The 17,090-nt window shown below is 59.0% G+C and carries 16 protein-coding genes and 1 pseudogene; 5 read left to right on the top strand and 12 right to left on the bottom strand.

Features of this window, described 5'->3' with window-relative positions; genetic code table 11:
• Nucleotides 1-104: 104 nt before the first annotated feature.
• The 5 genes and pseudogenes from JZY08_RS15745 to aztA form a co-directional block, all read right to left on the bottom strand.
• Nucleotides 105-812 (bottom strand): annotated as a pseudogene (locus JZY08_RS15745) (PLP-dependent transferase); the annotation flags it as partial.
• Entirely contained in the window at nucleotides 809-1,501 is a 693-nt protein-coding gene (locus JZY08_RS15750; RefSeq protein WP_003499983.1) for a FadR/GntR family transcriptional regulator, read from the bottom strand. The gene JZY08_RS15750 and the pseudogene JZY08_RS15745, both read right to left, overlap by 4 nt.
• Before the next feature lie 186 nt (nucleotides 1,502-1,687).
• Nucleotides 1,688-2,707 (bottom strand): zinc ABC transporter substrate-binding protein AztC, encoded by a 1,020-nt coding sequence (gene aztC / locus JZY08_RS15755; RefSeq protein ID WP_216332387.1) that lies wholly within the window; start codon nucleotides 2,705-2,707, stop codon nucleotides 1,688-1,690.
• 28 nt (nucleotides 2,708-2,735) lie between these two features.
• Complete coding sequence (gene aztB, locus JZY08_RS15760; protein ID WP_216332388.1) at nucleotides 2,736-3,602, bottom strand: zinc ABC transporter permease AztB; 867 nt, start codon at nucleotides 3,600-3,602, stop codon at nucleotides 2,736-2,738.
• Entirely contained in the window at nucleotides 3,595-4,422 is an 828-nt protein-coding gene (gene aztA / locus JZY08_RS15765) for a zinc ABC transporter ATP-binding protein AztA (RefSeq protein ID WP_216332390.1), read from the bottom strand. The genes aztB and aztA overlap by 8 nt, the downstream gene beginning before the upstream one ends.
• Nucleotides 4,423-4,856: 434 nt before the next feature.
• On the opposite strand from aztA, the gene zigA reads away from it, so the two are divergent.
• A complete protein-coding gene (gene zigA / locus JZY08_RS15770) occupies nucleotides 4,857-6,062 on the top strand; it encodes a zinc metallochaperone GTPase ZigA (protein WP_216332392.1) in 1,206 nt (401 codons plus the stop codon).
• Nucleotides 6,063-6,221: 159 nt separating this feature from the next.
• Here the strand turns inward: zigA and JZY08_RS15775 are convergent, their stop codons facing one another.
• From JZY08_RS15775 to JZY08_RS15785, 3 genes are all read right to left on the bottom strand, one after another.
• The gene (locus JZY08_RS15775) at nucleotides 6,222-6,659 is read right to left on the bottom strand and encodes a YqaA family protein (protein WP_003499998.1); all 438 of its coding nucleotides are present in this window, start codon (nucleotides 6,657-6,659) and stop codon (nucleotides 6,222-6,224) included.
• An 81-nt stretch (nucleotides 6,660-6,740) separates the two neighbouring features.
• Nucleotides 6,741-7,034 carry a hypothetical protein gene (locus JZY08_RS15780; protein WP_216332394.1) on the bottom strand — a complete coding sequence of 98 codons (294 nt, stop codon included), beginning with the start codon at nucleotides 7,032-7,034 and terminating at the stop codon, nucleotides 6,741-6,743.
• On the bottom strand, nucleotides 7,031-8,137 hold the full coding sequence (locus JZY08_RS15785) for a GTP-binding protein (RefSeq protein ID WP_216332396.1): 1,107 nt from the start codon (nucleotides 8,135-8,137) through the stop codon (nucleotides 7,031-7,033). Before JZY08_RS15785 ends, JZY08_RS15780 begins: the two co-directional genes overlap by 4 nt.
• A gap of 450 nt (nucleotides 8,138-8,587) precedes the next feature.
• Between JZY08_RS15785 and ugpB the strand changes: the two genes are divergently transcribed.
• The 4 genes from ugpB to JZY08_RS15805 all read left to right on the top strand — a co-directional run bounded on the left by ugpB (nucleotide 8,588) and on the right by JZY08_RS15805 (nucleotide 12,768).
• The gene (gene ugpB, locus JZY08_RS15790) at nucleotides 8,588-9,898 is read left to right on the top strand and encodes a sn-glycerol-3-phosphate ABC transporter substrate-binding protein UgpB (protein ID WP_216333415.1); all 1,311 of its coding nucleotides are present in this window, start codon (nucleotides 8,588-8,590) and stop codon (nucleotides 9,896-9,898) included.
• Between the two features lie 68 nt (nucleotides 9,899-9,966).
• The gene (ugpA, locus tag JZY08_RS15795) at nucleotides 9,967-10,848 is read left to right on the top strand and encodes a sn-glycerol-3-phosphate ABC transporter permease UgpA (protein WP_035243432.1); all 882 of its coding nucleotides are present in this window, start codon (nucleotides 9,967-9,969) and stop codon (nucleotides 10,846-10,848) included.
• 10 nt (nucleotides 10,849-10,858) lie between these two features.
• Complete coding sequence (ugpE, locus tag JZY08_RS15800) at nucleotides 10,859-11,707, top strand: sn-glycerol-3-phosphate ABC transporter permease UgpE (RefSeq protein WP_003500025.1); 849 nt, start codon at nucleotides 10,859-10,861, stop codon at nucleotides 11,705-11,707.
• The gene (locus JZY08_RS15805) at nucleotides 11,707-12,768 is read left to right on the top strand and encodes a sn-glycerol-3-phosphate import ATP-binding protein UgpC (RefSeq protein WP_003500027.1); all 1,062 of its coding nucleotides are present in this window, start codon (nucleotides 11,707-11,709) and stop codon (nucleotides 12,766-12,768) included. The genes ugpE and JZY08_RS15805 overlap by 1 nt, the downstream gene beginning before the upstream one ends.
• 51 nt (nucleotides 12,769-12,819) lie before the next feature.
• On the opposite strand, the gene JZY08_RS15810 is transcribed toward JZY08_RS15805, so the two are convergent.
• The 4 genes from JZY08_RS15810 to JZY08_RS15825 form a co-directional block, all read right to left on the bottom strand.
• A complete protein-coding gene (locus JZY08_RS15810; RefSeq protein WP_216332397.1) occupies nucleotides 12,820-13,926 on the bottom strand; it encodes an acyltransferase in 1,107 nt (368 codons plus the stop codon).
• Between the two features lie 229 nt (nucleotides 13,927-14,155).
• Complete coding sequence (locus tag JZY08_RS15815) at nucleotides 14,156-14,599, bottom strand: glyoxalase superfamily protein (protein WP_216332399.1); 444 nt, start codon at nucleotides 14,597-14,599, stop codon at nucleotides 14,156-14,158.
• 200 nt (nucleotides 14,600-14,799) lie between these two features.
• The gene (locus JZY08_RS15820; RefSeq protein ID WP_216332402.1) at nucleotides 14,800-15,498 is read right to left on the bottom strand and encodes an OmpW family protein; all 699 of its coding nucleotides are present in this window, start codon (nucleotides 15,496-15,498) and stop codon (nucleotides 14,800-14,802) included.
• 295 nt (nucleotides 15,499-15,793) lie between these two features.
• Nucleotides 15,794-17,089 carry an MFS transporter gene (locus JZY08_RS15825; protein ID WP_137038829.1) on the bottom strand — a complete coding sequence of 432 codons (1,296 nt, stop codon included), beginning with the start codon at nucleotides 17,087-17,089 and terminating at the stop codon, nucleotides 15,794-15,796.
• Nucleotide 17,090 lies beyond the last annotated feature (1 nt).

The raw sequence follows: 17,090 nt of genomic DNA on the forward strand, positions 1-17,090 counted from the left end.
TTGGCAAAGAGCGTGAGCACGACGCCCGCTCCATTGTCAGATAATTCGAGCAGAAAATGCCGATGTTTGCGAGCAGAGGCGCTTATGTTGGCAAGCCGCTACAGATAGGTCTCCGCCCGGATGCGGTCGATCATCGCCTTGGAACCAGCCACCACACCGGACACCACATCGCTGTGCCCGCCGAGATATTTCGAGGCCGAATGCACGACGAGATCGACGCCGAGCGTAATCGGCTGCTGGAAGACCGGACTTGCCCAGGAATTGTCTATGACGGTGACGGCGCCGTGCCGCTTGCCAATCGCGGCGAGTGCACCGACATCATGGGCCTCCATCACCCAGCTGGTCGGGCTTTCCATGTAAAACAGTTTTGCGCCCGGCATCGCCTTTTCAACCGCCGCCTCATCGCGGCCGTCAACATAGGTCACCTCGATATTCATGCGCTGCATGAAGGTGCCGAACAGGCGGAACGCATCGGGATAGACATGGCGGACCGCGACGATACGGTCACCCGGCGAAACGAAGGAGAGCACGCTGGAGGAAATGGCAGACATGCCGCTCGCAAAACCCAGCGCATCTTCCGCGCCTTCGAGCTTCGCCAGCATCTCTTCGAACAGGCGCACGGTCGGGTTCAGTCCGCGCGTATAGACCGGCCGCACCTTTTCGCCGCGATAGGTGGAGACCATTTCGTCATAGCTGGAAAAGGTAAAAAGCGAGGTCTGCACGAGGGGCGGCACCACGGCTTCAAAAGCGTGGGTCTCGTCATGCGCGACGATCAGGGAGGCGGGATCGAAGAGATCGTTGCCTTGGTTCATTTCGACATGTCCTTGATATCCTCCTCGACGACGGCGAGGATTTTCAGTGTTTCTTCACGGGCGGTCTCCGCATCGCCGGCGGCGATGGCGTTGAACAGCGTGCGGTGAAAGGGGAAGGAGCGACCGGCAAAATCCGGGCGGTCGAACGGCTTCGACCAGAAGCGTTCGAAACCTTCGCGCATCTGCTCCAGAAGCTGCTTGAAAAGCGTGTTGTGGGTGGCATCGTAGATCGAAAGATGAAAGGCAAGGTCGGCCTTGCCGGAGGTTCCCTCGGCCAGATGCACCCGCTCCATTTCGTCGAGCCGCGCTTCCATCGTGGCGATATCCTCAGCCGTCCGGCGGCGCGCGGCGGCCATGGAGGCTTCCACCTCAATGCCGCGCCGCACTTCCAGCGTCATCAGCAGCGCGTCGCGCAGGCTCTCCGCATCGATGGAAATCGGCATATGCACGGTGGCGGCGGAAATAGGCTTCAACAGATAATTGCCGCTGCCCTTGCGGCTGTCGATGACGCCAAGCGCCTGAAATTTGCGGATGACTTCACGGATGGTGGAACGGCCGACACCGAGCGCCACCATTAGTTCCCGCTCGGCCGGCAGCCGGTCGCCAGCCTTCAGCCCTGCTCTCTCGACATAGTCCGAAAGTGCGGCCTCAACCTGGCGAACGCGGTCGCTGGGCGGAATAGGCTGCATCAGTTCGCGGCTGGATTTGTCCAAGACGTGCCCTTTAAATTGGTCTGACATCTTACCATTTCAAAAGGTAAATCGATTGTCAACCAGCATGGGGCGAAGCAAATCCGGCAGGCAGAGGGGGACTGCCCAAAAAAATAGGGAGGGTGACGCGGATCACCCTCCCCAGGCTCACAGGAAATCGAGGACTTACTGGCTGAGAACAGCCGCCTTGATGGTATTGATGTTGTGGTTGACCATGTCGATGTAGGTCGCGGCCGGGCCGTCAGCCGTGGAAAGCGCGTCGGAATAGAGTGTGCCACCCACCTTCAGGCCGGTTTCGCTGGCGATCTGGTCCACCAGCCGCTTGTTGGTGATGTTTTCGACGAAGATGGCCGAGGCCTTGTCATGCTTGATCTGGTCCACAAGCTTGGCGACGTCGGCCGCCGATGCTTCCGATTCCGTCGACACACCTTCCGGTGCCAGGAATTCAAGGCCATAGGCGTGCTCGAAATATCCGAAGGCGTCATGCGAGGTGATGATGACGCGTTTCTCCGGCGGAATGGTGGCAATCTCGGTCTTCACCTTCTCGTTCAAAGCCGCAAGCTTGGCGACATAGGCTTCGGAATTGGCGGTGTAAGTGGCGCAACCCGCCTTGTCGACCTCACAAAATGCGCCAGCGATATTCTTCACGTAGATTTCCGCATTCTTGATCGACTGCCAGGCATGCGGATCGAACTCGCCATGATGGTGGTGCCCCTCATGATCGTGGTCATGCGCCTCAGCGGATTCGTGCTTGTGGCCCGCCTCCTCTGCCTTGTGGTCGTGAGGTTCCTCTTCTTCTGCCTCCGGATGGGCGTGACCGGCCGGCTCGTCGGAAAGCTTCAGCGGTTCCACGCCCTTGGTCAGTTCCACCACCGGCGCCTTGGTGCCGCTGGTGTCGATCAGCCGCTTCAGGAAACCTTCGAATTCGAGGCCGTTGACCAGCACCACATCCGCCTTGCTGACGGCGACGGCATCGGCCGGGCGCGGCTCATAGACATGCGCATCGCCATCCGGCCCGACAAGCGTGGTGATCTCGACGCGGTCGCCGCCGACATTTTTGGCAAAATCGGCGATGATCGAGAAGCTGGCCACGACCTTGAGTTCGGCGGCGGACGCCTGCGCCATCAGGACCGGGGAAAGGGAGAGAAGGCTAGCGCAAGTGGCTAGACGGAAGGTTTTGAACATGAGGTTCTCCTTTTTTCGAACGCTGTTTTCAGGCCGTTCGGTGACGACCGGAACCGAGAAGATCGCTGAGCACGCCACGCGTGCCGACGAGAATGGAAAGCGCATAGATGACGCCCGCAGAAAGGATGATCGCCGGGCCGGATGGCAGCGACGCGTGATAGGAAAGAAGCAGGCCCGCAAAGCAGGAGACAATGCCGATGCCGATGGAGATGAAACACATGGGCGCGACGCGGTTGGACCAGAAGCGGCTGGCGGCGGCGGGCAGCATCATCAGCCCCACCGAAAGCAGGGTTCCAAGCGCCTGAAACCCGCCGACCAGATTGAGAACGACGATGGCGAGGAAGAGGAAGTGCACGGGGCTGCCCCAGTTGCTGACGGAGCGCAGAAACAGGGGATCGAGGCACTCCGCCAGCAACGCCCGCCAGAACACCGTGATCACCACCAGCGTTACGATTGAGATGCCGCCGATCAGGCCTAGCGCTTCATTGTTCAACGCAAGCACCGTTCCGAAAAGCACATGCATGAGATCGACGCTGGAGCCGCGCCACGAGACTAGCAGCACGCCAAGCGCCAGCGAAATGAGATAAAAGGCGGCAAGCGAGGCGTCTTCCTTCTGGATGGTGAAACGCGATACCGCACCGGCACCGAGCGCGACCAGAAGGCCGACAACCAGCCCGCCGATGGTCATCGGCAAAATCTCAAGGCCATAAAACAGAAAGCCGACGGCAGCACCCGGCAGGATGGCGTGTGACATGGCGTCACCCGTCAGGCTCATGCGGCGCAGCATCAGAAAAACTCCGACCGGCCCGCAACTGATGGCAAGGATCAAGGCGCCGGCAAGGGCGCGCTGCATGAAGACATACTGAACGAATGGTTCGATGAAGATATCAGCCATGGGCATTCGAATTCGCGTGGGAGGGGGAATGAGAATGTGCGGGCGCCACCGGCGAACTTACGGCGCGCGTATTGAGCACAGGTGCGTCAGCCGGTTCACACCAGGGCGCATTTTCCTCCCACGCCTCGTGGAAATGCCGCGCCTGCCGGATGTTATCCGCCTTCAGGACGTCGGCCGTCGGGCCAAGTCCAACGAGTTTTCGTGCGAGGAACAGCGTCTGCGGGAAATGCTGCCGTACCAATTGCTGGTCATGGAGAACGGCCAGAACAGTCCGCCCCTCAGCAACCCAGGCCTCGATCATCGCCAGAAGATCGGACACCGTGCGCTCGTCGACGGCGTTGAATGGTTCATCCAGCAGAATCAGTTGCGCATCCTGCAACATGGCGCGTGCAAACAGGGCGCGCTGCAGCTGGCCGCCGGAGAGTGAATCGATATTGCGCTTTTCAAAACCGGAAAGCCCGACCACTTCCAGCACGCGGGCCATCGCCACCCGATCCTCAGAACGGTGGCGGCCGAGCAGGCCGCGCCTCGGCCAGAGACCAAGCGCAACGAGATCACGCACCTGCGCCGGAAAGGTACGGTCGAGTTCAGATTGCTGCGGCAGATAGGCAATGGAAACGCCGGGGCTGACACGGCATTCACCGCCGAGTGGCTTCAGAATGCCGGCAATACCCTTCATCAACGTCGATTTTCCCGACCCATTGGCGCCGACCACCGCCGTGAGCGAGCCCTTGGCGATATCGCCATCCAGATGATGCACCGCTGCGCGGCCGCCATATCCAAGCGTCAGATTTTTGAAGGCAAGGCACGGATCGTTCATCGATCCCTCCGGGGCAGGATTTCAATTGATGACCCCTAATATGTAATGTTATTACATTCGTCAAACGAATACGTAATGAAATAACATTAACTCTTGGAAAGGCGGACTCTACCCCACCCACGCCGTCACCCTCGGGCTTGCCTCGAGGGTCCATGGTCGCACCGGGCTATGGATCCTCGGGTCGAGCCCGAGGATGACGGCAAGTGTGGCGCCAGGCTTATCGTCGATGACGAAAGGGCACTTTTTACTCGTCCGCGCGAACGACTACCCAACTCGACCCGCAATTTTCCGACAACCTGTTGACACTATGCGTGTATGTAATGTTATTACGTTACATATCGAAAAACGATGGTGCAGTAAGCCACATCGTTTTCAGATCGCCTGCCGTGGCCGCTGTGAGGCCCACACTACCGTTGCTACAAAACGAGGTCCTGATGTCGAAAAAACTCCCTGTCACCGTCCTCTCCGGCTTTCTCGGCGCCGGCAAAACGACGCTTCTGAACCATATACTCGCCAACCGCGATGGTCTGCGGGTCGCGCTGATCGTCAACGACATGAGCGAGATCAATATCGACGCGGCACTGGTGCGCGATGGCGGCGCCAATCTTTCCCGCACCGAGGAACAGCTTGTGGAAATGACCAATGGCTGCATCTGTTGCACGCTGCGCGATGATCTTCTGACCGAGGTGCGGGCACTCGCCGAACAGGGGCGGTTCGATTATCTCCTGATCGAATCCACCGGCATCGCCGAGCCGCTTCCGGTCGCAGCCACCTTCGATTTTCGTGATGAGAACGGCCGCAGTCTCTCCGATGTGGCGCATCTCGACACCATGGTGACGGTGGTGGATGCCGCCAATCTTCTCAATGACTATGGCTCTTCCGATTTTCTGGCAGACCGTGGCGAGACGGCGGGCGAAGGCGACAACCGCACCATCGTCGACCTTCTGGTGGAGCAGATCGAATTCGCCGATGTCGTCGTCTTGAACAAGATCGGCACCGCGACGCCGGATGAGCGGGACGCCGCCCGAAAGATCATCGTCGGATTGAACCCGGATGCGAAACTCATCGAGGCGGATTTCGGCAAGGTGGAGCTGAAAGAAGTGCTGGGCACCGGCCGTTTCGACTTCGCCAGAGCCGAAGAACATCCCCTGTGGTTCAAGGAACTGCACGGTTTCAAGGACCATATTCCCGAGACCGAGGAATATGGCATCCGCTCCTTCGTCTATCGCGCCAAGAAGCCGTTCGATCCCGTGCTGTTCCAGCGCTTCATCGACCGTGCCTGGCCGGGCGTGGTGCGCGCCAAGGGGTTCTTCTGGCTGGCCACCCGGCCGGGTTATGTGGGCGAGATCAGCCAGGCGGGCGCACTGGTGCGCACCGGCAAGATGGGCCTGTGGTGGTCTGCCGTGCCCAGGGAACAATGGCCGCGCGAACAGCAGTTTCTCGACATGATGAAGCCCTATCTCGATCCGGTCTTTGGCGACCGCCGACAGGAAATCGTCTTCATCGGCTCCGATCCGATGAGCGAAGCGCGCATCCGCGCCCAGCTTGATGCCTGCCTTATCAACACCGAGGCTTTCACGCCGGATGCGTGGCGGCACCTGCCCGATCCCTTCGCCAGCTGGGATCGGCGGGCGGCTTGAGTAAAGCTTTTTGACTAAGGCGAAGCATCCACACGCCGTCACCCCGGACTAGATCCGGGGTCCAGCCCGATCAAGTCCTTGATCGCGAAAGAGTGTTTTCACGGCGCAGACGCGCCGTGGCTGGATGCCGGATCAAGTCCGGCATGGCGACGAGAGAATTCAGAGAAAATTCAACGTCACCAGCGTCAGCACGAGATAACGCCCAACCTTGGCGATGGTGACGAGCAGAAGAAAAATCGGCAGCGGCTCCTTCATAATCCCGGCGGCAACCGTCAGCGGATCGCCGATCAGCGGCGCCCAGCTTAAAAGGAGCGACCATTTGCCGTAACGCCTGTACCAGTTCTGCGCCCTTTGCAGCGCCGCTTCACCGACGGGAAACCAGCGCCTGTGCCGAAAGCGCTCAATGCCGCGGCCAAGCAGCCAGTTGGCGAAGGAGCCGGCGACATTGCCGGCGCTGGCCACAACAACCAGCAGCCAGACGGGCTGGGCTTTCAAAAGGATGAGGCCGGCAAGTGCGGCCTCCGACTGCATGGGCAGGATGGTCGCCGCAACAAAGGCCGTCAGAAACAACCCCGCATATACCGCCAGATCGGCCATCCCTTCCCCTTCACAATCAGCGAATCCTGCTGCCGCCGCCCAAGTGCCGGATGACGGTGGTTGCCGTCAAGCGCGGCGGTGTTACTCACGGCCGGCTTCAGGCGGTTCGGCGGCAATGGCGCTGACAATATCGTCAAACGCGACATCCAGAAGTGCCTTGTGAACAGACAATTGCCGGCTTTCGCCGGATGTGGACAGAACGAGGATCACGGTTTCAATGGGAGGGCAATCCGGCAGGGCGCAGGAAAGCTCGCTGACGGAAACGGTGTCATCCGCTGAGAGGCAAAGCAGTTCCCGCGTCCATTGCTTTAGAAGGCGGGCCTGCGAAACGATGGCAGAGCCGCTGCGCGCCAGCGGATTTGTTCTCGCCGTCATCGATAAACCTTTCGCCCCGCCTGTGAGGCCAATGTGTCAAAAAGATCGCGGATCGGCCGCTGCGGCATGTCCCTGCCGATGAGGACGACTCGCGTCGCATGGTTGCCGTCGGGCCAGCGCTCCAGCCGACTCAGCGGATAAAGCCGGTGTTGCACGGCATGGGCGACCACCGGACGCTCCGGATCATCCGTCGCGCCGAAAATTCCCTTGAGCCGCAGCAGACCGGAATGCACATTGCTGGTGACGAGTTCGAGAAAGGTAATAATCGCCTGCGGGTCGAACGCCCCGTCAAATGTCAGATCGAAAGCCTCGATACCCGCACCATGTCGGTTGATATCATGGTCATGGCCGGCATGCAGGTTCAGCCTGTCGACCGCCAGCCATCCCGGCACATCCTCCGGCTTGCCGCGCAACGAATAATTCGCCTCCGCAAACAGCGACAGAAGATCGAAATCGCCTGCATTGCGATCATGCAGGGCGGCGGCGGGATTGAGATCGGAGAGGCTTTCGCGGCTCATCGCGGTTGCATCGGCGAGATCGGTTTTGGTCAGAACGATGTGGTCGGCAAAGGCGAGCTGTTTCCAGCCCTCGATGAAACTGTCGAGCATTACCCGACCCGAGGTGACATCGAAGGCCGTGACGACGCCCGAGAGATGAAAGTGCCGGGCGACGATATGGTCCCGCAGGCCGATAGCCGCTGTGCCGCCGGGGATCAGGCTGTTGATGATCGGCGCGGGATCGGCAAGGCCCGTGGTCTCGATGACAACCCGCGATATTTCCGACGTCATCCCCTCCAGAAAGGCCTGATGCAACTCGTAAAGGGAGGTTCGGATATCGCTGATGGCCGTGCAGCAGATACAGCCTGTCGTAGTTCTGAAATAACGTTCCGAACCCGTTCGGACCAGACCGTGATCGATAGGCACCGAACCAAACTCGTTGACGATGACGGCGGCATCGCGCATCGCCGGATCGGCCAGAAGTTCGTTCAGAAGCGTGGTCTTGCCCGCACCCAGAAAGCCGGTGAGCAGGGTGACCGGTACGGTGCGGGAGGATGGCGCGACAGCCGAATCGTCTTTTGGTGCAATTGCCTTCTTCCGCTTCATTCCGAACACTGCCGCACCTTTATGGTTATAGGATTTGCGGCACTTTAATACGTAATGTAATAACATATCAATATCCCGCGCACTTTAACTCGCCACCATGCCGGTGCTTGTGCGCCCCCTCACCCTCCACCCTCATTCCTGTGCCTGTCACAGGAATGAGGGGAGGCTGGCGCTTCAAAAAAGCCACCAACGTCGCAGCTGACGAACCTCTCCCGACGCCTTGCTGCTCACCCTCGACCGCCAGCACACGAAAAAACCAAAGCGCCGACGAAATGGAATAATAAAACCGTTTCGTTCACTTTCGTTTTAATCGTTCCACGTTCTATTGCATTTTCGTTAGAGTTCGCTTTAAATCACATCGCTAATACAGAAAGGGTCGCCCGTAGCCATATCGTGGAGGATAGGCTGCAATAAGGGGCTGTATCTTTTACTGTTTTCATAACGGGAGGAATCGCCTTGAAAAAACTCAGCTACCGCCTTGCTGCGGCATCCGCGCTTTCGTTTTTTGTCACATCGAATGCTTTCGCTGCGACGGAAATCCAGTGGTGGCACGCCATGACCGGCGCCAATAACGAGGTCGTGGACGCGCTTGCGAAAGAGTTCAACGACAGCCAGAAAGACTACAAGATCACGCCCGTCTTCAAGGGCACCTATCCGGAAACGCTGAATGCCGGCATTGCCGCATTTCGCGCCAAGCAGCCGCCCGCGATCATTCAGGTCTTCGACGCCGGTTCCGGCGTGATGATGGGCGCTGCCGGCGCCATCAAGCCGGTGGCGGAAGTGCTGAAGGAAGGTGGCTACACCTTCAACAAGGAAGAATACCTGGCCGGCATCGTGGCCTATTATTCCAAGCCTGACGGCACCATGCTGTCCTTCCCTTACAATTCGTCCTCGCCGATCCTTTATTATAACAAGGACACCTTCCAGAAGGCGGGCCTCGATCCGGCCAATCCGCCAAAGACCTGGCCCGAGGTGTTCGAAGCTGCCAAGAAGATCAAGAACAGCGGTGCGGCCCAATGCGGTTTCACCTCCACATGGCTCACCTGGATCCAGACCGAGAACTTTGCCGCCTGGAACAACGTCTCCTATGGCAGCAATGAAAACGGCCTTGGCGGCAACGATGTGAAGCTTGCGGTCAATGCACCGCTCTTCGTCGAGCACTTCCAGGCCATCGCCGACCTCGCGAAGGACGGAACCTTCCGTTATGGCGGCCGCACTTCGGAAGCCAAGCAGCTGTTCATGTCCGGCGAATGCGGCATCCTGACCGAATCCTCCGGTGGCCTCGGCGATATCATCAAGACCGGCATGAATTACGGTATCGGCCAGCTTCCCTATTACGAGGGCCATGGTCCGCAAAACACCATTCCCGGCGGCGCCAGCCTCTGGGTCTTCGGCGGCAAGAGCGAAGCCGAATATAAGGGTGTGGCCGAATTCTTCCATTTCCTTTCCCAGACCAAAATCCAGTCTCGTCTGCATCAGGTCTCCGGCTATATGCCGGTGACGATCGCGGCCTATGAGGAAACCAAAAAATCCGGATTCTATGAAAAGAACCCCGGCCGCGAAACACCGCTTCTGCAGATGATGGGCAAGCCGCCGACAGAAAACTCCAAGGGCGTGCGTCTCGTGAACCTGCCGCAGGTGCGCGACATCATGAACGAGGAGTTCGAGGCGATGCTGGCCGGCAAGCAGGACGCAAAATCCGCACTCGACAAGATTGTCACGCGCGGTGATGCGGCCATCAAGCAGGCCGCCGGCAACTAACCGATCCCCTGCCCCGCCCGCATCCTTATCGGGTGCGGGCGGCATTCCCATCTCATCAGGAGATCGCCGTGCAAAGCGTCGTATTCCCCAACAAGATCCTACCTTATCTGCTGGTCGCGCCGCAGATCATCCTGACGGTGATCTTTTTCTTCTGGCCCGCCAGCCAGGCGCTCTACCAGTCGACCATGCGCGAGGACGCCTTCGGGCTGAACAGCAATTTCGTCGGGCTCGCCAATTTTTCCGCCGTGCTTTCGGACGAAAGCTATCTGAACGCGCTGCACGTTACGGTCATCTTCAGCATTCTGACAGCACTCGTCTCGATGGGCCTCGCCCTGCTTCTCGCCACGGCGGCAGACCGGGTCGTACGCGGCAAGGGTTTTTACCGCACCATGATGATCATGCCCTATGCGGTGGCGCCCGCCGTGGCGGGCATGCTGTGGCTCTTCATGTTCAACCCGGCCATGGGAACCTTCTCCTATATCCTGCGCCGCAACGGCATCATGTGGGACCCTTTGCTGAACGGCAATCAGGCCATGCTGCTCGTCGTCGCGGCGGCGGCCTGGAAACAGATCAGCTACAATTTCCTGTTCTTTGTCGCAGGCTTGCAGGCAATTCCGAAATCATTGCTGGAAGCAGCCTCCATTGACGGTGCGCGCGGTGCGCGACGCTTCTGGACCATCGTTTTCCCGCTGCTTGCGCCGACAACCTTCTTCCTTCTGGTCGTCAACACCGTCTATGCCTTCTTCGATACCTTCGGCATCATCCATGCCGTCACCGGCGGTGGACCGGCCAAGGCGACGGAAACGCTGGTCTACAAGGTCTATAATGATGGCTTCGTGAACCTCAACCTCGGCTCTTCCGCCGCGCAATCCGTCATCCTGATGGTGATCGTCATTGCGCTGACCGCCTTCCAGTTCCGCTTCGTCGAGAAGCGCGTGCATTACGGCTGAGGATTTCCTGATGATTGAAAATCGCCCGGTCGCCCGCGTGATCGCCCATCTGATGCTGGTTCTCGGCATCATCATCGTGGCCTTCCCGATCTATTACACCTTCATCGCGTCATCCATGACGTCGAATGACATCATCCGCCCGCCAATGTCGCTGCTGCCCGGCGACCATCTTGGCGAAAACTATAAGGACGCCATGGTCGGGGGCGTCGAAAGAGTGGTTGGCGTCAGCCTTGAACGGCTGCTGTTCAACAGCTTCGTGGTCGCGCTCGCCATTGCCATCGGCAAGATCGTCATTTCGTTCCTGTCGGCCTTCGCCATCGTGTTTTTCCGCTTTCCATTCCGCATGGGCTTCTTCTGGATGATCTTCATCACGCTCATGCTTCCGGTGGAAGTGCGCATCCTGCCCACCTACAAGGTCATCGTTGATCTGGGCCTGATCGACACCTATGCAGGGCTGACACTGCCGCTGATGGCGTCCGCGACGGCGACCTTCCTGTTCCGGCAATTCTTCCTGACAATACCGGGAGAAATGGTCGAGGCGGCGCGTATCGACAATGCCGGCCCGTTCCGCTTCATGCGCGATATTCTGCTGCCGCTATCGAAAACCAATATCGCCGCTCTTTTCGTGATCCTGTTCATCTACGGCTGGACCCAATATCTCTGGCCGCTGCTCGTGACCAACGACGCCAAGATGAACACGATCATCATCGGCCTCAAGCGCATGGTGGATTTCACCGACGCTTCGACGCCCTGGAATTATGTGATGGTGACGGCGATCCTCGCCATCATCCCCCCGATTATCGTTGTGGTGCTGATGCAGCGCTGGTTCGTCAAAGGTTTGGTGGAGACCGAGAAGTAATGGCAAAAATTGCGCTGAAAGACGTCCGCAAGGTTTACGGCGGCAATGTCGAGGCCATCAAGGGCGTATCGATGGAAATCGCCGATGGCGAGATGATCGTGCTGGTCGGTCCCTCCGGCTGCGGAAAATCCACGCTGCTACGCATGATCGCAGGGCTGGAAGGCATATCGGGCGGTCAGATCATCATCGGCGACCGGGTCGTCAACGATCTGGAACCATCCGATCGTGACATCGCCATGGTGTTCCAGAACTATGCGCTTTATCCGCATATGACGGTGCGCCAGAACCTTGCCTACGGCCTGAAGAACAGAAACACGCCCAAGGACGAGATCGAGCGGCGCATCACCGAGGCTGCGAAGGCGCTCGAAATCGAACAGTTCCTGGAGCGCAAGCCGCGCCAGCTTTCCGGCGGCCAGCGCCAGCGTGTGGCCATGGGCCGCGCCATCGTGCGCAAACCCGCAGCCTTCCTGTTCGATGAACCGCTCTCCAACCTCGATGCCAAGCTGCGCGTGCAGATGCGCGTCGAAATCCGCCGTCTGCAACGCTCGCTCGCCACCACCAGCGTCTACGTGACCCATGACCAGATGGAGGCCATGACGCTGGCCGACAGGCTGGTGGTGCTGAATGCCGGGCGCATCGAACAGATGGGCACGCCGATCGAGCTCTATGAAAAACCGGCCACCACCTTCGTTGCCACCTTCATCGGTTCGCCATCCATGAACCTTCTGACCTATGGTGCGGCGTCAGCCAACGCTTCGTCCGGCTGGTCGGTGAATGGAACCGGCGCGCTGCCGCAAAACGTCGCCACGCTCGGCATCCGACCGGAAGACATCACGCTGGCGGATGCGGAACCGATGGACGCCGCCTTTACGGGCAACGTACAGGTGGACGCCGTGGAACTGGTGGGCGCGGAAAGCTACGTACACGGCTCCTTCGCCGACGGCACCACCATCGTCTTTCGCGTCCACGGCCGCTCGCAGCTGCGCATTGGCGAAACACTGCGGATCGCCGCTCAGGCAAAGGATTTCCACCTGTTCGACGCATCGGGCAAGCGGATCTGAGACTGATCGCACCCGGCATTACCGCCAAGCGCGGCAATGCCGGGGCCTATTTTACGCCGATGATACCGCCGCCTGAGCGGGCTGGCGTGAGGCGAGTTTCTTGCCCAATGTCTGCGCCGGCAATTCGATCAATCTGTAGCTCACATAGGCCATGGCCACCGTCAGAGCCCAGGCCAAGACGATCGTGACATGAACCGGATAGGGCGCCAGTTGTCGATAGGGAAGCATATATTCCACGATCGGCTGGGCGACAGGTCCGAGTAGATAGACGGAATAGCTTATTGCGCCAAGCCAGACGAAAACCGGATGCGTGATGCGGAGCCTTGTCGTGAAGAGCGCAAACAGCGCCATCCCCGCATAATAGGCGATCGTATAACGATACCAGGTCTCGCCGAAACCCATATCCACATTATAGCTCAGAAGGCTGACGACGGGCACGGTCAAGATGATGAGGAGGGAAGTGGCATGGATGAGCCGCCGCATAGGCGCTCCGGCCTCTTCGCTGGCACCGTGACGCCATAACAATCCCCAGAACATGACGGTCAGCCCAAGCGGAATGGCGACCGGCAATTTGATGCCCGTACCATAACGCGCAGCCCCCATGGCGAGCGCGCAGAACAGGAAGAACACCACGGCGCCGGCGGCCCCCTCCGGCTTGTGAAGAAGCCTGACATAAAACAGCATGGCGCTGACGACGTAAAACAGGATTTCTATCTGCAGCGTCCAATAGACCCCGAGAATATTTTGCTGACCCAGAAACTGCTGCAGCATCGTCACATTGGCGATGATCTGGGTAGGCGAGAAGGCATCTCCCCGAACCAGCGGAATAATTGCCAGAGCAAGGACGATCGACACCCAGTAGGCGGGGTAAAGCCTGAAAAATCGCGAAATCGCAAAGCTGCGCAGAGGCGCCCTGTTTGCCTTCAGCAGTGAGAATGGAATAACAAAACCGGAAACAGCGAAGAACATGACAACGGCGATTTTTCCGAGGTCGAAGTATTCCGTGAAAAAATAGAACAGATAATATTCAGGCGCATTTGTCGTAAATTTATTCTTATACGCCACTTCAGCGATATGAATGTATATCACCGCCAGAGCCGCTATGCCTCGAATGGAATCGACGTAAATCCAACGCCCGGGATTGCGGACCGCGCTCATCAATACCTCATCCAAAATTATTTATGAAAATGCAAAAATCGTAATTTGGAGGAGACTATACTGCCGCCCAAACCCAGATTGCAACCGCTTACGCGATTTCTGCCTATTAAAGCGAGTAGTAGCGTGTGTACCCGAACAACAGCACACCAATAGCGGCAAACCGCATTCCGACCCTTGGCCGGAACGCGGTGCGACTGGCTTCGCAACCTTCAGAATCTGCCTCGTTACCCTACCAGACCAGCTCCACCTGCGGCCGGCCGTTGGAGGTTTTCTCCACCGTGCGCCCGGACGTGTCGATGTTGCAGTGGACGCGCTGCCGGAAAGCCGAGAAGCTCTCGAAAGTCACAACGTCCACAGGATCGTCAAGATGCAGGGTCAGCCTATATCGTTCCGGGTCGCCGCCGAGCGCCTGCACGCCCAGCACGGAGGCCACGAAGGGTTGGCCAAGGTAAAAACCCTCCACCCTGGAACCCAACAGATAGGGGTTGAAAGCCGGGCGATTGCCGGCCGCGGCATGCAGCGTGTTCCAGTCGCGGAAGCCATATTGCGCGGCGATGAGTTCCAGCGCCTTTGAATGGGTGATTGCCTGTCCCTCTGCCTCAAGGGCGGCACGCAGCCGTTTTGCCTGTTCTTTCAGTCCCTCAAGCGCGGGAAGCGGTTTGGGCGCGTTCATAACGGTTCTCCAACATGCGCATGCCGAATTTTCCGAATGGGGTCCGCGTTGCCATCGACGACATGCAAAACATGGGGATGACCGTTATTCAGGAAAGAGCTTCACCAGGGGCGTAAACGCCTGCGGACGGCCGGGGCTCTTTGCCCGTGGCCGTCCGTATAACCGATAACGCGCCGCCCGTCAAAGGCGCGACAAGGGCGTCAGAAACGATAGGTGATACCCGCGCCGATCAACCAGGGATCAAGCTTTGCCTTGCCGCTGATCGGCGTGCCGCCGAGTTCCGCGGTCCAGTCGGTTTTCAGGAAAATCTTCTTCACGTCGAAGTTCACACCCCAATGCTCGTCCAGCATATAGTCGAAGCCAACCTGCATGGCCGCACCGAACTTGTTCTTGACGTCGAGATTGCTGAAACCGGGTTTTTCGGACTGGTTGTAAAACATCGAATAGTTCACGCCCGCGCCGATATAAGGCTTGAAGGCGCCGAAATCGGTAAAGTGATATTGCAGGGTCAGTGTCGGCGGCAGCAGCCATGTCTTGCCCACCGGCGTGCCGGCAAGCACGCCCTCTCCATTGATCTTGGCGTAGGTGGTGCCAAGGATGAGTTCGGCAGCGATATTCGGGGTGAAGAAATAGCTGATGTCGAGTTCGGGGATCACGGTATCCGAATAGGACAGGCCGGCACCCGGCACACCGTCCACGCTGCCGCTGTCATGGGTGATGACGCCCAGGCCACGCACGCGCAGCATCCACGGGCTTGCCGCCGCGATCGCCTCTTCGGCGGTGGGCGCCGGTGCAGCCGGGGCAAGATCGGCGGCCATCGCGTTGGCCGACATCAGCATCGCTGCGACACTGGTCGCAATACTGGCAAGCAAGGCGGTTTTTTTGTTCCTGTTCGTCATTCCATCTCTCCTATAGCGCGCCGCAGCCGGGCAAGCCCGGGAAACCGGCTGAAGACGGCGGGCCCTCGCGAATCCTCGCTTGCCGCAACCGCTGCAGCCACTATCGCCAAGGGAGAGGCAAGCGGATTGAGATGGATCAAACCGAAAGGCCAATGCGGAGCCAGAAAGTCTACACGGCGCATATTGTGACAATTGCGCAACAAGCAGCCGTGACAACGATCAATTGCCAAAGAGAGGCAGGACAATAAGAAGGAGGCCCGCGTCCACAGGCCTCCCTGTTTGCATCGACTGGCTGTTATGCGGCCTGCGTTGCCAAAGTCGCGGAGCCCGGCTTTTTGAGCAGCAGCACCGAGACAGCGGCGATCATGCACATCAGGCCGGCAATCTGGAGTGCGGGCATGTAAGTGTCGAAGTCGCTCTTGAAGAAGCCGGCGCCAAAGGCAGCAGTGGCAGCCCCCAGCTGATGCCCTGCAAACACCCAGCCGAAAACGAGGCCCGCCTTTTCGCGTCCGAAATTCTCAGCGGCAAGTTTCACCGTCGGTGGCACGGTCGCCACCCAGTCCAGCCCGTAAAACACGGCGAAGACTGAAAGCTCCACGAAGCTGAAACCCGAGAAGGAGAGATAAATCAGGGACAGTCCGCGCAGGCCATAAAACCAGAAAAGCAGGAAGCGGTTGTCGAAACGGTCGGAAAGCCAGCCGGCGAAGATGGTGCCGAAGAAATCGAAAATGCCGATGACCGCCAATGTGCCCGCAGCCGTTACCGCGGCCATGCCGAAATCACCGCAGATGGAAATCCAGTGCGTCTGGATAAGACCATTGGTCGAAAGTCCGCAAACGAAGAATGTACCGAACAACACCCAGAACACCGGGTTCCCGGACACGCTCTTCAACGTCACAAGCGGAGATACCAGCGTTGCAAGGAGCTTGTGGTCCTGCTTCGGCGGTTTCGCCACCACCGTCTCGCCATAGGCGGGAAGGCCGACATCGGCGGGATGGTCACGCATCAAAAGCAGCACGAGAATCATGGCGGCCGCAATCACCGCCACCGACAGCGTCAGCGCGGTTCGCCAACCGTACGCTTCCGTCAACGCCGCGAGCAGGGGCAGAAAAACCAGCTGGCCGGTAGCATTGCTGGCTGTCATCAGACCGATCACCAGTCCCCGGCGCTTGGAAAACCAGCGCGACGCCACGGTCGCCCCCAGCACCAGCGCCGTCATGCCGGTGCCGACACCGATCACCACGCCCCAGAGCAGCAGCAACTGCCACACCTCAGTCATGAAAAACGAGGCGACAATGCCGCCCATGATCAGGGCAAGCGCCGTCGACACCACCTGGCGAATGCCGAAATGGTTCATGAAAGCGGCAGCAAAAGGCCCGAGCAGGCCGAAGAGCACCAGCCTCACCGCCATGGCGGAGGAGATATCGGCAATATCCCAGCCGAATTCCTGGTGCAGCGGCTGGATCATCACCCCGGCCGATCCCATCGCACCGGCAGTGGCCAGCATGGTCAGAAAGGTGGTTGCGGCAACGAGCCAGCCATAGTGTATGTTTCTGCCGGCCATCCAGCTGGCAAGGCGTGTGGAGAGCATG

The organism is Rhizobium sp. X9 (genome assembly GCF_018873185.1).
GTDB lineage: Bacteria > Pseudomonadota > Alphaproteobacteria > Rhizobiales > Rhizobiaceae > Agrobacterium > Agrobacterium oryzihabitans.